The 14,020-nt window shown below is 72.6% G+C and carries 15 protein-coding genes; 6 read left to right on the top strand and 9 right to left on the bottom strand.

The features are described from left to right. Positions 1 to 156: 156 nt before the first annotated feature. Positions 157 to 1,176, top strand: a complete 1,020-nt coding sequence (locus tag AB0L37_RS20515; protein WP_365507066.1) for a DMT family transporter — start codon at positions 157 to 159, stop codon at positions 1,174 to 1,176. Here AB0L37_RS20515 and AB0L37_RS20510 read toward each other — a convergent pair. Beyond that, positions 1,166 to 2,320, bottom strand: coding sequence for a transglycosylase family protein (locus AB0L37_RS20510; protein ID WP_365507063.1), 1,155 nt, complete (start codon positions 2,318 to 2,320; stop codon positions 1,166 to 1,168). The two genes, AB0L37_RS20515 and AB0L37_RS20510, sit on opposite strands and share 11 nt — an antisense overlap. Positions 2,321 to 2,420: 100 nt before the next feature. Beyond that, positions 2,421 to 3,392: an acetylxylan esterase gene (locus tag AB0L37_RS20505; protein ID WP_365507060.1), complete on the bottom strand. Its 972-nt coding sequence runs from the start codon at positions 3,390 to 3,392 to the stop codon at positions 2,421 to 2,423. A gap of 97 nt (positions 3,393 to 3,489) precedes the next feature. Here AB0L37_RS20505 and gndA point away from each other — a divergent pair, with 97 nt between their 5' ends. Then, positions 3,490 to 4,929 carry an NADP-dependent phosphogluconate dehydrogenase gene (gene gndA / locus AB0L37_RS20500; protein WP_365507057.1) on the top strand — a complete coding sequence of 480 codons (1,440 nt, stop codon included), beginning with the start codon at positions 3,490 to 3,492 and terminating at the stop codon, positions 4,927 to 4,929. Between the two features lie 69 nt (positions 4,930 to 4,998). Here the strand turns inward: gndA and AB0L37_RS20495 are convergent, their stop codons facing one another. The 6 genes from AB0L37_RS20495 to AB0L37_RS20470 form a co-directional block, all read right to left on the bottom strand. Then, complete coding sequence (locus tag AB0L37_RS20495; protein WP_338702715.1) at positions 4,999 to 5,208, bottom strand: hypothetical protein; 210 nt, start codon at positions 5,206 to 5,208, stop codon at positions 4,999 to 5,001. Positions 5,209 to 5,347: 139 nt separating this feature from the next. Next, positions 5,348 to 5,785: a nitroreductase family deazaflavin-dependent oxidoreductase gene (locus AB0L37_RS20490; protein ID WP_365507054.1), complete on the bottom strand. Its 438-nt coding sequence runs from the start codon at positions 5,783 to 5,785 to the stop codon at positions 5,348 to 5,350. A 36-nt stretch (positions 5,786 to 5,821) separates the two neighbouring features. After that, a complete protein-coding gene (locus AB0L37_RS20485) occupies positions 5,822 to 6,472 on the bottom strand; it encodes an aspartate/glutamate racemase family protein (protein ID WP_365507051.1) in 651 nt (216 codons plus the stop codon). Positions 6,473 to 6,497: 25 nt separating this feature from the next. Beyond that, positions 6,498 to 6,860, bottom strand: coding sequence for a GNAT family N-acetyltransferase (locus AB0L37_RS20480; RefSeq protein ID WP_365507048.1), 363 nt, complete (start codon positions 6,858 to 6,860; stop codon positions 6,498 to 6,500). A gap of 32 nt (positions 6,861 to 6,892) precedes the next feature. Beyond that, entirely contained in the window at positions 6,893 to 7,315 is a 423-nt protein-coding gene (gene panD / locus AB0L37_RS20475; RefSeq protein WP_365507046.1) for an aspartate 1-decarboxylase, read from the bottom strand. Positions 7,316 to 7,443: 128 nt separating this feature from the next. Continuing rightward, complete coding sequence (locus tag AB0L37_RS20470) at positions 7,444 to 8,436, bottom strand: nitroreductase family protein (RefSeq protein ID WP_365507039.1); 993 nt, start codon at positions 8,434 to 8,436, stop codon at positions 7,444 to 7,446. 201 nt (positions 8,437 to 8,637) lie between these two features. On the opposite strand from AB0L37_RS20470, the gene AB0L37_RS20465 reads away from it, so the two are divergent. Genes AB0L37_RS20465 through AB0L37_RS20450 form a run of 4 tightly spaced genes read left to right on the top strand, consistent with a single transcriptional unit; the run spans position 8,638 to position 12,937 of the window. Beyond that, positions 8,638 to 8,844: a hypothetical protein gene (locus AB0L37_RS20465; RefSeq protein WP_365507036.1), complete on the top strand. Its 207-nt coding sequence runs from the start codon at positions 8,638 to 8,640 to the stop codon at positions 8,842 to 8,844. A gap of 31 nt (positions 8,845 to 8,875) precedes the next feature. Next, positions 8,876 to 9,757, top strand: coding sequence for a universal stress protein (locus tag AB0L37_RS20460; RefSeq protein WP_365507034.1), 882 nt, complete (start codon positions 8,876 to 8,878; stop codon positions 9,755 to 9,757). A gap of 10 nt (positions 9,758 to 9,767) precedes the next feature. Next, a complete protein-coding gene (locus AB0L37_RS20455; protein ID WP_365507031.1) occupies positions 9,768 to 10,514 on the top strand; it encodes an HAD-IA family hydrolase in 747 nt (248 codons plus the stop codon). After that, the gene (locus AB0L37_RS20450; RefSeq protein WP_365507028.1) at positions 10,511 to 12,937 is read left to right on the top strand and encodes a glycosyl hydrolase family 65 protein; all 2,427 of its coding nucleotides are present in this window, start codon (positions 10,511 to 10,513) and stop codon (positions 12,935 to 12,937) included. Before AB0L37_RS20455 ends, AB0L37_RS20450 begins: the two co-directional genes overlap by 4 nt. On the opposite strand, the gene gap is transcribed toward AB0L37_RS20450, so the two are convergent. Next, on the bottom strand, positions 12,900 to 13,928 hold the full coding sequence (gap, locus tag AB0L37_RS20445) for a type I glyceraldehyde-3-phosphate dehydrogenase (protein WP_365507026.1): 1,029 nt from the start codon (positions 13,926 to 13,928) through the stop codon (positions 12,900 to 12,902). The two genes, AB0L37_RS20450 and gap, sit on opposite strands and share 38 nt — an antisense overlap. Positions 13,929 to 14,020: the final 92 nt, after the last annotated feature.

The following is a 14,020-nucleotide window of genomic DNA, read 5'->3' as shown; positions in this document are numbered from 1 at the left end:
TCGGGCACCCGCCCTGGGGATGACTCAGGACCCGGCGTACTCCATCGGCAGTAGGACCCAATGCCTTCTCGGGTCGGACGACAGGAACGGCGCGGCGAGAGATCGTGGAGGTATGAAAACGGACCGTTCGCCGCGCCGCACCGTCAGGAGGGCCACATGAGTGCCTTGGCGTTGTCGGTGCTGCTCTCGCTCGTCTCGGCGGTCGCCTATGCGGGCGGCGCGATCGTGCAGGAGCGGGTCGCGGAGACCTCCGGATCGGCGTACGCGCCGCTGCGCCGCCCGGCCTGGTGGGGCGCGGGCGCCCTGAACGGCACGGGCGCGCTGCTGCACGTCGTGGCGCTGGCATACGGGCCGCTGAGCCTGGTCCAGCCGCTGGGCGCCCTGACGATCGTCCTCGCGCTGCCGATGGCGGCCCTGCTCGTGGGGCGTCGGGCGGGAGCGACCGCCTGGCGCGGGGCGGTCATGGCGACGGTGGGCCTGGCGGGCCTGCTGGCGCTGACCGGGCCCTCCGTCTCCGAGCAGTCCCTGGACGGCGCGGAGCGCCTGATGGTCGGCCTGGTCACGGCCGGTGGCGTGCTGGTCCTGATGACGTCGGCGCGGGCCGCGCACCGGCACCCCGTGGTGCGCTCGGTGCTGCTCGCGGTCGCGGCGGGCGGCTCGTTCGGCATGGCCTCGGTGTTCACGAAGTCCGTGGCCGTCGAGTGGTCGGGCGGCCCGCTGGCGCAGCTGCCCAGCCTGCTGGCCATCGCGGCGCTGGCCACGACCGGCATGCTCCTGTCGCAGGCCTCCTACCGGGGCGCGGGCCTGGCCGTGCCGCTGGCGACCGCGACCGTGGTGAACCCGGTGGCGGCCGCGGTCGTCGGTCTGACCCTGTTCGGCGAGTCGTTCCGCTACGGGACGATCGGCACCGTCCTGGCCCTCGGCTGCGGTGTCGTGGCGGCCGGCGGTCTGATCCTGCTGACGACGGAGCGCATCGGCACGGTCCGCCCGAGCGAGCCGCAGCCGGCGGTCCCGATCGCGGGACAGTCGAGGTCCGCGGCCCGGCCGGGGTCCGCGCCGGAGCCGATGTCGTCCCTGACGCCGGTGGTGCCTGACAGCCCGGCGGGCCTTGAGGCCATGCCGAGCCGGCCGCGGCCGCCGTGCGGCGAGTGGACGGTCGGGAACGTCAGATCCTGACGCCGTGGGCCCGCAGATACGCGAGCGGGTCGATGTCACTGCCGAAACCGGGCCCGGTCCGCACCTCGAAGTGCAGATGCGGGCCCGTGCTGTTGCCCGTGGACCCGGAGCGGGCGATGCGCTGCCCCTCCACGACGCGCTGCCCGCTCTTCACGGACAGGGCCGACAGATGGCCGTACTGGCTGTACTTGCCGTCCGCGTGCCGGATCACGACCTCGTAGCCGTACGAGCCGCCCCAGCCGGCCGAGACGACCTGGCCGGCGGCGACGGCCTTGACGGAGGTGCCGGTGGGCACGGCGAAGTCGACGCCCGTGTGGTAGCCCTTCGACCAGGAGGAACCGGCCGCGTGGTACGGGGTGCCGAGCGAGGCGCTGACGGGGGCGACGGCGCCGCCCGCGGTGGCTTTCCGGGTGCTGCCCGTCGTCTTCTTGGCGGGTTCGGCCCGCTTCGGCGCAGTCTTCTTCGGCTCGGCCTTCTTCGGCTGTGTCCTGTGGGGCTCGGTCTTCCCGGGCTGCGTCTTCGTCGCCGTTCCGCCCGGGGCGGAGCCCTTCGGCAGGGAGAGCCGCTGGCCGGGGACGATCAGGTCCGGGTCACCGCCGATGACCGTACGGTTGGCCGCGTACAGGCGCTCCCAGCCGCCGCGCACCTTGCGGGCGTCCGCGATGCCGGAGAGGGTGTCGCCGCCGAGCACGGTGTAGGACTCGCCGCGGCCCGCGGTGGACTGCGGGATGACCTCGGGTTTGACGTCGCGCACCGTGCGGGCCGGCTCCCGGGTCAGGCCCGCTCGCTGCGAGCAGACCGGCCAGGCGCCGGGTCCCTGGCCCTTGAGGACCTTCTCGGCGACCGCGACCTGCTGGTCCTTCGTGGCGAGGTCGGCGCGCGGCGCGTAGGCCGTGCCGCCGTACGCGGCCCAGGTGGAGCGGGTGAACTGGAGCCCGCCGTAGTACCCGTTGCCGGTGTTGATCGACCAGTTGCCGGAGGACTCGCAGGCGGCGACCTTGTTCCACGTGGCGTCGTCCGCGGCCTGGGCCGCGCCCGCGCCGATCAGCGGGATGGCGATGCCCGCGCCGCCGACGGTCACGGTGAGCGAGGCACGGTTGACCCGGCTGGGCTGATACCTGCGGTGCCGGCCACGTAACGCCATGAAAGCCCCCTCTGGTACCCGTACAGGCACACGTAGGAGCGGCAAATTAGCCGCTCCTACGCAGTCATGACAAGAGTGCCCCAAGCCACCCTGGCGTGATTCAGCCCCTCAAGTGCCCCGGAATCCACTTCAGTTGGACCGCCTGCTGGAACGGGCCGCCGCCCTCGTGGTCGTTGAAGGCGTACACCTCCATGGAGCGCTCCGTGCCCGCCCAGTGGTTGTACGCGGCGAAGACCGTCGACGGCGGGCAGGTCAGGTCCTCCAGGGCCGCGGAGAACAGCCCGGGGGCCGTGGCGCGGGCCGCGAAGTTCATGCCGTCGAAGTACGAGAGCGTCCGGAAGACGCGCTCGTCCTCGCCGATGTGCGCCTTGAGGTAGAGCGCGATCTCGCGGTACGGGTGACGCTCGGTGAGCGTGGCCGCGCGCCCGAAGTGGCACAGGAACGGCACGTCGGGCGCGGCCGCCTTGAGGTCCGGCACGAGTCCGGCCACGGCGATGGTGATGCCGCCGCCCTGGCTGCCGCCGGTGACGGCGACCCGGGAGGCGTCGATCAGGGGGTGCGAGCGGGCGGCGTCGACGGCCCGCACGCCGTCCGTGTAGACGCGGCGGTAGTAGTAGTCGTGCGGGTCCTGGATGCCGCGCGTCATGAAGCCGGAGACCGACGGCGCGCTGCCGACCGGGTCCGTGGTGTCGCCGACGGAGCCGCCGCTGCCCTGGCCTCGGGTGTCCATCACGAAGTGGGCGAACCCGGCGGCCGCCCACCTGAGGTGGGTGTGCGGCAGGCCCCGGCCGCCGCTGTAGCCGATGTACTCGACCACGGCCGGTATTGGCTCGGTGGTGCCCGCGGGCAGGACCAGCCAGCCCTTCACGGGATGCCCTCCGTAGCCCGCGTACGTAACGTCGTAGACGTCGACCGCCGAGTACGGGACGTCGACGGGCTCGAAGCGCGCGTCGAGGTCGTACTCCCTGGCCTCGGTGAGGGTCTTCTCCCAGAAGGCGTCGAAGTCTTCGGGGGCCGTCAACGCGGGCTTGAAGGCACGCAGTTCGTCGATCGGCAGGTCGAAATGAGGCACGCGCGGCTCCGGATTCGTAGAGAGTTTCAGAGACTAACCCCAGCTGCGCAACAAAATAAACAAGATCTTTCATTTTCCCAATCCAGGAGCGACAGGCATGAGCACTACAGCCCAGATCGGTGTCACGGGGCTCGCTGTCATGGGGCGCAACCTCGCCCGCAACTTCGCCCGCAACGGCTACACCGTCGCCCTCCACAACCGCACCGCGTCCCGTACGCACGCACTGGTGGAGGAGTTCGGCGAGGAAGGCATCTTCGTCCCGACGGAGACGGCCGAGGAGTTCGTCGCCGCCCTCGAACGCCCGCGCCGACTGGTGATCATGGTCAAGGCCGGTGACCCGACGGACGCGGTGATCAAGGAGTTCGCGCCGCTCCTCGAGCCCGGCGACATGATCGTCGACGGGGGCAACGCGCACTTCGCGGACACCCGCCGCCGCGAGAAAGAACTGCGCGAGCAGGGCATCCACTTCGTGGGCACCGGCGTCTCGGGCGGCGAGGAGGGCGCACTGCACGGGCCGAGCATCATGCCGGGCGGCAGCGTCGAGTCGTACGACGCACTCGGTCCGATGCTGGAGAAGATCTCCGCGAAGGCGAAGGACGGAGCCCCCTGCGTCACGCACGTCGGCCCGGACGGCGCGGGTCACTTCGTGAAGATGGTGCACAACGGCATCGAGTACGCCGACATGCAACTCATCGGCGAGGCCTACCAGTTGCTGCGCGATGTCGCCGGCTACTCCCCCGCGCAGATCGCCGACATCTTCCGTACGTGGAACACGGGCCGGCTCGACTCCTACCTCATCGAGATCACCGCCGAGGTCCTCTCCCACGTGGACGCGGCCACCGGGAAGCCGTTCGTGGACGTCGTCCAGGACCAGGCCGAGCAGAAGGGCACCGGCCGCTGGACGGTGCAGATCGCGCTCGACCTCGGGGTGCCGGTCTCCGGGATCGCGGAGGCCGTCTTCGCGCGCTCCCTGTCCGGGCACGCCGAACTGCGCGCCGCCTCCAAGGGGTTGGCGGGCCCGACGGCGCGCCCGCTCGGCGAGTCCGAGGCGGCCGCCTTCGCCGACCAGGTCGAACAGGCCCTGTACGCCTCGAAGATCGTGTCGTACACGCAGGGCTTCCACGAGATCGCCGCGGGCAGCGAGACGTACGACTGGGACATCGACTCGGGCGCGGTGGCCCGGATCTGGCGCGGCGGCTGCATCATCCGCGCCGCGTTCCTCGACCGGATCACGGCGGCGTACGAGGCCGAGCCGGAGCTGGTGTCGCTCCTGTCCGACAAGGGGTTCGCCGACGAGATCGCCGCGGCGCAGGACGACTGGCGTGCCGTCCTGGTCGCCGCGACCACGCAGGGCGTGCCCACGCCGGGCTTCGCCGCGGCGCTCGCGTACTACGACGCGCTGCGCGCCGAGCGCCTGCCGGCCGCGCTCACGCAGGGCCAGCGGGACTTCTTCGGCGCGCACACGTACCGGCGTACCGACCGCGAGGGCTCGTTCCACACGCTCTGGGGCGGTGACCGCTCCGAGGTCGAGGCGTAGGGCTCGTCTCCCGGGCCCCTCCGTCGTCCGAAGGACGGGGCAGGAGGGGTCCGGGAGAGTCCCTGGGGCTCAGACCGGCGACGGCTCCGGCTGCGGCGGCGCCGGCTCGGGCTCCGGGTTCGGCCGCGGCGGCACCGGTGACGGCGACGGCTCGGGCACGGGCCGGGGCTCGGGCGCCGGGAACGGGTCGGGCAGCGGCACCGGGTCCGGGACGTCGGGCCCGGGGCCCGGGCCGGGCGTGGGGGTCGGCGGTACGGGGTCGGGGAACGGGTGGGTCATGGTCGTGCCTCCCGGCGGGTCGGGGGACGGCGGGTGCGCGTCCCCTGGCCCGCTCGACGGTTCGGAGGGGTCCTTTCCACTGTCTCCCGGGTCGCGTGCCCACGCCCGCCGAGTCCACGCATGGCTCAGCCGCCGGCCCTCAGCCCCGCTGCCTGACCAGGCGGACGACGGGGATGTCCCGGCTGGTCTTCTTCTGGTACTGCGCGTACTGCGGGAACAGCTCGACGAGCCCGTCCCACACCCGCGCCTTCTCCTCGGCGCTCAGGGTCTCGGCGCGCGCGGCGAACCGCTCCTCGCCGACGCGCAGCCGTACGTCGGGCTCGGCCTGGAGGTTCACGTACCACTGCGGGTGCTGGTCGGAGCCGCCGTACGAGGCCACGATCAGGTAGTCGTCGCCGTCGCGCCCGTAGATCAGGACGGTGCGCCGCCACTGTCCCGTCCGGCGGCCCTTGTAGTCGAGGAGCAGGCACGGCACGCCCTGGATGGTGGTGCCCTTGGTGCCGCCGGACTCCTCGTACGTACGGGCCTGGTCGGCGACCCATCCGGTGGGGCTGATGATCACGTCGCTGTCGGCCATCACGTTCCTCCTGGCTCTGAGGGGCTGCTCCGGGTGTCAAGCGGTCCGGGCGCGCGCGTATTCCGCCGCGGCGGCGTCCAGGCCGGGGCGCGGGCTGGAGAGTACGGGGATGCCGGTGCCGGTGCGGTCGGCGGCGTCGGTGAGGGAGGCCTGCGCGAGGACGATCGCGTCGGCACCGGCGATGCCGTCGAGCGCGAGGGCCACGAGGTCGAGGTAGCCGTCGCGGTCCCCGGCCAGGAACCGCTCCCAGGCCCCGTCGACGAACACGGTCCGCACGTCGACGGCGCGCCCGGCCCGCTCGGCCTCTTCCTCGACGAGGGCGACCGTCGGTCCGAAGGTGCTGCGCACGGTGGCGACGACGGTGATCCGCGACCCGGCGGCGACGGCCCGCGCGGCCATCGGCCGGTCCACGCGCAGGACGGGCACCCCCACGGTGTCGGCGAGACCCTCGGCGACGGCGCCGATGGAGGAGCAGGTGCACAGCACGGCGTCGGCGCCGTCCCGCGCGGCGTCCTCCAGGAGCGAGCGCACCTCGTCGGTGACGGCGGCGGGCCCCTCCACCCCGGCGCGCACGAGGAGTTCCTCGCGCACGACGTGCCGCAGGTCGAGCCCCGGGTGGTCCACGTCGCGAAGCGCATCGAAGACGGGGATGTGGACCGGCGAGGTGTGCAGCAGTGTCAGGGTCATGACCGCGACCCTATGTCGCCGCAGGTCACCACTTGCCCGGGTCGGCCTCCAGGGCTTCCTTGGCGGCGAGCAGCAGCTCGGCGGGGGCGGCGGGGGCCTCACCGGGGTGCCGCTCGGCCCACCGCACGACGAACGGGCACAGCGGCGCGACGGCGATCGTCTCGCGCGCCGCGATGCCGTACAGCTCCCGGGCGAGCGAGCCCGCGATGCCCTTGCCCTCGTGCTCCGGCTCCACGATGGTGTGCACCGGGACGAGGGCGCGCTGCGGCGCGTCGAGCACGAAGTACTGGATGTAGCCGACGACTTCACCCTCGGCTCCGCCCGCGCGGGCCTGGAGGAGGCCCCGCTCGCGGTCGTCGTGGATCTCGATGTCGCTGGTGGGGCTCACGGGGCTCTCCTCGGTTCCTTGAGGGGCGCCGGTCAGCGGGCCGGCACCGCCTGGGGGCTGCGCATCGCGTCGCCGCCGGGGGCCGGCTCGGACGGGTCCGCGCCGAGCGCCACGATCGCGTTGTCCCGGTCCACGTGCACGACCTTGGGCCGCAGCGAACGCGCCTCGGCGTCGTCGACCTGAGCGTAACTGATGATGATCACCAGGTCGCCCGGGTGGACGAGATGGGCCGCCGCCCCGTTGATCCCGATGACGCCCGACCCGCGCTCGCCCTCGATGACGTACGTCTCCAGGCGGGCGCCGTTGTCGATGTCGACGATGTGGACCAGCTCGCCGGGGAGCAGATCGGCGGCGTCGAGCAGATCGGCGTCGATGGTGACCGAGCCCACATAGTGCAGGTCGGCCTGGGTGACGGTGGCGCGGTGAATTTTGGACTTGAACATGGTGCGCAGCATGAAGGCACTCCTGGACTTAGGCTCCCTGCCTGCGTTTTTGCAGGTCAAGGGCTGTCCGGACAGCCTACAACGACACGTCGGCGGACAGGCGGTTCCCGGGGAATCCGCGGGGTTCCCGGATGTCCGCCTCAGAGGATCTTCAGGATGTCGCCCACCGGGCGGCGCGGGGTCGCCGGGCCCTGCGGGCCGTAGCCGAGCCGCAGCACCATCTGGACGTGGCCCATGGCGGTCAGCGGGTCACGGGTCAGGGTGCGCAGATCCTGCCACTCCAGCGCTTGGGACGTGAGCGAGGTGGCCAGTCCCTTCGTCGTGGCCGTGAGCAGGACACGCTGCATCGCCTGGCCGGCGCCGATCCAGTCGCCGGGACCGTCCTCCTTCGTGCCGAGCAGGGCGAGATGCGGAATCAGTTCGAACGTGGTCGCGCCCCGGTCGGCGACCTTGTTCCGGCCCGCGAAGTCCCGTACCGGCGCGTTCCCTGCGCGCTGTCGCGGGCCGAAGGCGTACTCGGGCACGCCCTCGGTCGCCGCCTCCGCGTCGTCGCCGATACGCGTCCACCGGTCCACTTCCTGCCGCCGCTCAGGGTCCGCGGCGTCCCGGCCCTCGGCATCGTGCACCAGGTCCACGATCCCCTCCGCGTGCCAGGACAAGACGAAGTCCAGCTCGGCGCCCTCCGCACGGGCGGCGTCGACCAGCGTGGCCCGCACGTCGTCAGGGACCTCGGTGTCGGCGAACGGCCAGCGGCTGGTGTGCCGTTGGTGAATCGCCGGGTACAGCGGCCACAGACCGGCCGTGTCCGCGCCCGGAGCGGAGTCGGCCAGCTCGACGGCGGCCAGCAGCAGGGGGTCGGCCGGGTCGGGCAGCACCCGTACGTCAGGACGGCGGCCCGCGTGGACAGCGGCGACCCGGAGGTTGAACAGCGCCGCACCGCAGCCCAGATGCAGCGCCCTGTGCCGGGAGTCGCTGCGGGGCATGGCGCGAGCGAGGTCCGCTCGGAGTTCCAGCGTCGCGGTGCGCGTCAGGAAGCGGAAGCTCCAGGGCTGCGCGTTGTGCATCGAGGGCGCCGCGGCCGCGTCGGCGACGAGGCTGCGGACGGTCTCGGCGGCCAGGGGTCGATTCGGCATGGCGCCTCCTCATGTCGCTCCTCCCCATTGTCCTGCGCGGACGGGTTTCGCACCTCCCGTCCGACCGGGGCCGCAGCAGGGGCCGAAGGTCCTGGGATCACGCCCCGGGCGGCCCACACCTCGGTATGCGGCGGAGGTGTTGACTGGAGTTGTCGGAAGACCGCACCCCTGGGAAGACCGCACGTCAAGGAGGCGATCCGGATGCGTACGTTTCTCCCTCCGGAGTTCTGGTGGATGTTCGGTGAGTCACTGGCCGTGACGATGGTGCTGATCCTCGTGACGGTCGCTGTCGCCGACGCCCTGTACCTGGGCTGCGTCCGCAGGCGTCGGCTGCACGTGGCGCGGCGGCCTCAGCCGCCGGCCCGGCCGCGGCGCACTCCGGTCGGCGCGGGCCGACGTCTCGGTTGAGGCACCCGGCAACGGAGAGGCGGTGGGCACCATGGCGCTCCCACTGGTCGTCGGTGTGGACGGCTCCGAGGCCAGTCTGCGCGCGGTGGACTGGGCGGCACGGGAAGCGGCCGTGCGTGGTTGGGCGCTGCGGCTGGTGCACGCGTCGCTCTGGGAGTCGTACGAGGGCGAGGTTCCCGCCGTGCCGACCGGTTCCCAAGGGGGCCGGCCCGATATCGCGGAGGAGATCCTGCGGGCCGCCGTCGCGCGGGCCGCGGCGTGCCGTCCCGAGGTGAAGGTCTCCACGGACGCCTTGGCCGAGGACCCGGAGACGACGCTGCTGCGCGCGGCGCGCAACGCCGTCGCCGTGGTCACCGGGCGCAGCGGCCGCGGCCCGGTGAGCGAGCTGCTGCTCGGTTCCGTCAGCCTGGCGGTGGCCGCGCACGCGCAGTGCCCGGTGATCGTGGTGCGCGGCAGCGCGGCGGGGATCGCCGGTACGCACCAGCGCATCCTGCTCGGCGTGGGCGATGAGGAGTCCGCCGGTTCGGCGACCCGGTTCGCGTTCACGGAGGCGGCGGCCCGGCACTGCGTGCTGGACGCGGTGCGCGCCTGGCGGGCGCCGGCCCCGACCACCGCCGACAGCGCACCGCACGACGGCGGGCAGGCCGCCCGGGACGCCCTGTCCGACGTCCTGCGCGGTCCGGCACGGGCACGTCCCGACGTGCCCGTGCGCGCGGTCACCGTGGAGGGACCCGCCCGCAGGATCCTGATCGACCGCTCCGCCGCGGCCGACCTCGTGATCGTCGGCGCGCGCCGCCGCCACGGCCACTTCGGGTTGCAGCTCGGCCGTGTCGCCCATGCCGTCCTGCACCACGCGGACTGCCCGGTCGCGGTGGTCCCGCAGCACGGATCCCGAACCGTTCCCGAGGAGTAGAGGAGGAGTCGTGCGCGAGACAGCGACACCACTGCGGGTCTTCGGCGCGGTCGTCCTCGACACCGACGGGGTGATCACCGACTCGGCGGGGCTGCACGCCCAGGCATGGAAGGCGGTCTTCGACGCGTTCCTGCGCGAACAGCCGCCGCCGTCGCCGAAGGACCGGCGGCCGTTCGACATCGAGCTCGACTACCCGGCGTACGTGGACGGCACGTCGCGGCGCGACGGTGCGGCCGCGTTCCTGGCCTCCCGAGGCATCCGGCCGGGCCCGAAGGCGCTGGAGGCCGTGGCCGCGGCCAAGGACCGCCTGTACACGCAGCGGCTGCGTCACGGCCCGCCCGTTCCCGCCTACCCCGGCACCCTGGATCTCCTGCACGCCCTGCGCGGCGGCGACGTCCCCGCGGCCGCGGTCTCCGCGTCGCTGCACGCCCGCGAACTCCTCGCCCGCGCCCAGGTGATGAGCCTGTTCGCGGCGGTGGTGGACGGCACCGACGCGCGGCGACTCGGCCTCGCGGGCAAGCCGGCGCCCGACCTTTTCCTCGAAGCCGCCCGCGCCCTGGGCGTCGCGCCCGCGCGGACCGCGGTCGTCGAGGACGCTCTCGCGGGCGTCGAGGCGGGCCGGCGCGGCGGTTTCGGCCTGGTGATCGGGGTCGACCGGACAGCGGAGCAGTCCCGCACCGGCCAACTCCTGCGCCACGGCGCCGATCTGGTCGTCACGGACCTCGGCGAACTGCTCGTGAAGGGAGCCGTCCGGTGACGCGCTGGACGTGGGAATACGACGGCTACGCGCCCGGCGACGAACGCCTGCGGGAGTCCCTGTGCGCCCTGGGCAACGGGTACTTCGCCACGCGCGGCGCCCTCCCGGAGTGCGACGCGGACGCGGTCCACTACCCGGGCACGTACGTCGCGGGCGTCTACGACCGCCTCCGCTCCCGCGTCGCGGGCCGAGGTGTCGAGAACGAGGACCTCGTCAACGTCCCCAACTGGCTTCCGCTGCGCTTCCGTTGCCGCGACGAGCACGGCGCGGGGCCCTGGCTGCATCCGGACACCGCCCGGATCGTCGCACACCGTCAGACGCTCGTCCTCGGCAGCGGTCTGCTGGAGCGGCGGACGACGTACGAGGATGCCGAGGGCCGCCGCATCGGCGTGCGGCAGCTGCGCCTCGTCCACATGGCGGACGCTCATCTCGCCGCGCTGCGCTCGGAGTTCACCACGGAGAACTGGTCGGGCGAGCTGGAGGTGGAGGCCGCGCTCGACGGCTCCGTCAGCAACGCCGGTGTGCCGCGCTACCGCGACCTGGCCGGCCGGCATCTCGTCGACGGGCACAGCGGCACGGACGGCCAGGATCTCGTCTGGCTGCGCTGCCGCACCCGCGCCTCCGATGTCCGCGTCGCCCTCGCGGCCCGTACCGTCTGCCCCGACGCCACGCAGAGGTACGGCCACCACACCGACCTGCGCGCGACGCAGTTGCTGTATGTGCCGGTGCGGCCCGGGCACACCAGCACCCTCGACAAGATCGTCGCGCTGCACACGTCCCGCGACCCGGCGATCAGCGACCCGTTGCAGGCCGCCGTCGACCGGGCACGCGGGGCGGCGTCCTTCGACGACCTGCTCGATGCGCACCTCACCGCGTGGGACCAGCTCTGGCGCCGGGCCGAGCTGGACGTGCCCGGCGAGGCGGGCCGTATCCTGCGGCTGCACCTCTTCCACGTCCTCCAGACACTCTCCCCGCACACCGCCGAGCTGGACGTCGGCGTTCCGGCGCGCGGGCTGCACGGTGAGGCGTACCGCGGCCATGTGTTCTGGGACGAGCTGTTCGTGCTGCCGTATCTGAACCTGCACTTTCCCGAGGTCTCCCGCGCGCTGCTCGGCTACCGGCACCGGCGTCTTGAGCGGGCCTGCCGCTCGGCGCGCGAGGCGGGGTTCCGCGGCGCGATGTATCCGTGGCAGAGCGGCAGCGACGGCCGGGAGGAGACACAGCGGCTGCACCTCAACCCGGACTCGGGGCGCTGGCTGCCGGATCACACGCACTTGCAGCACCATGTCGGCTCGGCCGTCGCGTACAACATCTGGCGGTACTGGGAGGCCACCGGGGACGCCGAGTTCCTGCACACCAAGGGCGCGGAGATGCTGTTGCAGATCGCCCGGTTCTGGGCGGATGCGGCGACCTACGACGAGCGCATCGGCCGCTACCGGCTGCGTGGTGTCGTGGGCCCCGACGAGTACCACGACGCGTATCCGGACGCCGACCGTCCGGGAATCGACGACAACGCCTACACGAACGTGACCGCCGCCTGGACGCTGTCGCGGGCGCTCGACCTGCTGGCGATGCTCCCGGATCCGCGCCGTCAGGAGCTCGCCGAACGGATCGCGTTCGACGGCGGCGAGGCCGAGCTGTGGCGGGACGTGTCGCGGTCGCTGTACGTCCCCTTCCACGACGGGGTGATCAGCCAGTTCGAGGGCTACGAGCGGCTCGCCGAGCTGGACTGGGACACGTACCGCGCGAAGTACGAGGACATCCGCCGGCTGGACCGGATTTTGGAGGCCGAGGGCGACACCGTCAACCGTTACCAGGCATCGAAGCAGGCGGACGTGCTGATGCTCGGGTACCTCTTCCCGCCGACTGAACTCGCCGCGCTTTTCCACGACTTGGGGTACTCCCTCGACGACGCCACCTGGCAACGCACCGTCGACCACTACCTGCGCCGCACCAGTCACGGCTCGACGCTGAGCGGGCTCGTGCACGGCTGGGTCCTCGCCCGCGCCCGCCGCGCGGGCGCCTGGACGTACGCCCACGAGGCGCTCGTCGGCGACATCGCGGATCTTCAGGGAGGCACCACGGGCGAGGGCATCCACCTGGGTGCCATGGCCGGCACTGTGGACCTCGTGCAGCGGGGGCTGACGGGCCTTGAGACGCATGGTGACGCCTTGTGGCTGGATCCGGCGCCACTTCCCCAACTCACCGGCTCCTCCTACGCGTTCACGCTCCGCTACCAAGGGCACTGGGGCGTGCGACTGCGCCTGCTGCCGGACCGGGTGCATCTCACCGTTCCGGCGTCGGACCGCTCGCCGATCACCGTGGAGCTGCCGGACCGCGCCGTCGTGGTGCGGCCCGGCGAGACGTGCGAACTCGAACTCCCGACTAGCCCTGGGGCAGCAGGCCCGCCATGTACTCGGTGAGGTCCAGGAGGCGGTTGGTGTAGCCCCACTCGTTGTCGTACCAGCCGAATATCTTGACCAGATCGCCGTTGACCTGGGTGAGGGCGGCGTCCAGGACGCAGGAGGACGGGTCGCCGACGACGTCGCGCGAGACGATCGGGGCGTCCGACACGCGCAGGACGCCCTTGAGGGGGCCTGCCGCGGCCTCGCGGAACGCGGCGTTGATCTCGTCGGCGGAGACGGGCGCTTCGAGGAGCACCGTCAGGTCGGTCAGGGACCCGTCCTCCACGGGCACCCGCACCGCCAGGCCGTCGAGCGTGCCCGCGAGCTCCGGCAGCACCAGGCCGACCGCGCGCGCCGCGCCCGTGCTGGTCGGGATGATGTTCACGGCGGCCGAACGGCCGCGGCGTGGATCCTTGTGCGGGCCGTCGAGGACGACCTGGTCGTTGGTGTAGCCGTGGATCGTGGTCATGAGGCCCTTGACGATGCCGAAGCGCTCGTCGAGCACCTTCACCATGGGCGCGACGCAGTTCGTGGTGCAGGAGGCGTTGGAGACGACATGGTGGTGGTCCGGGTCGTACGTCTCGTGGTTGACGCCCATGACCAGGGTGGCGTCGACCCCCTTGCCGGGGACGGAGAGCAGCACCTTGCGCGGCCCCGACTTCAGGTGGGCGCCGGCGTCGTCGCGCGTACGGAAACGGCCGGTCGACTCGATGACGACGTCCACGCCGTACGCGTCCCAGGCGAGCGCCGCCGGATCGCGCTCGGCCGTCACGGCGATCCGGTGCCCGTCGACCGTGAGCGACGTGTCGTCGTAGGTGATGGCGCGGTGGAGGCGGCCGTACGTGGAGTCGTACTCCAGCAGATGTGCCATCGCGGCCGGTGAGGTGATGTCGTTGACGGCGACGACCTCGACCGGTGTGCCGGCCGTGCTCTCCGCGCGCTCGAGGACGCAGCGCAGGTAGCTGCGTCCGATGCGACCGAAGCCGTTGATGCCTACGCGCACACTCATGTCCGGTGCCTCCCGATCGGCTGGTGTTCGGTGGTGGTGTCGCCTCAGCCTTCCGGCAGGGCCGCGGGTCGGGGATGGGTCGTGCGGGGCCG

The organism is Streptomyces sp. NPDC052225, from assembly GCF_040679615.1.
GTDB lineage: Bacteria > Actinomycetota > Actinomycetes > Streptomycetales > Streptomycetaceae > Streptomyces.
The sequence above is the reverse complement of the archived record's forward strand: the minus strand, read 5'-3'. Positions and strand labels throughout refer to the sequence as shown.

Coding starts and splice junctions, on each gene's coding strand:
- AB0L37_RS20515 (WP_365507066.1), top strand. CDS start 157: ATGAGTGCCTTGGCGTTGTCGGTGCTGCTCTCGCTCGTCTCGGCGGTC.
- AB0L37_RS20510 (WP_365507063.1), bottom strand. CDS start 2,320: ATGGCGTTACGTGGCCGGCACCGCAGGTATCAGCCCAGCCGGGTCAAC.
- gndA (WP_365507057.1), top strand. CDS start 3,490: ATGAGCACTACAGCCCAGATCGGTGTCACGGGGCTCGCTGTCATGGGG.
- AB0L37_RS20495 (WP_338702715.1), bottom strand. CDS start 5,208: ATGACCCACCCGTTCCCCGACCCCGTACCGCCGACCCCCACGCCCGGC.
- AB0L37_RS20490 (WP_365507054.1), bottom strand. CDS start 5,785: ATGGCCGACAGCGACGTGATCATCAGCCCCACCGGATGGGTCGCCGAC.
- AB0L37_RS20485 (WP_365507051.1), bottom strand. CDS start 6,472: ATGACCCTGACACTGCTGCACACCTCGCCGGTCCACATCCCCGTCTTC.
- panD (WP_365507046.1), bottom strand. CDS start 7,315: ATGCTGCGCACCATGTTCAAGTCCAAAATTCACCGCGCCACCGTCACC.
- AB0L37_RS20470 (WP_365507039.1), bottom strand. CDS start 8,436: ATGCCGAATCGACCCCTGGCCGCCGAGACCGTCCGCAGCCTCGTCGCC.
- AB0L37_RS20465 (WP_365507036.1), top strand. CDS start 8,638: ATGCGTACGTTTCTCCCTCCGGAGTTCTGGTGGATGTTCGGTGAGTCA.
- AB0L37_RS20460 (WP_365507034.1), top strand. CDS start 8,876: ATGGCGCTCCCACTGGTCGTCGGTGTGGACGGCTCCGAGGCCAGTCTG.
- gap (WP_365507026.1), bottom strand. CDS start 13,928: ATGAGTGTGCGCGTAGGCATCAACGGCTTCGGTCGCATCGGACGCAGC.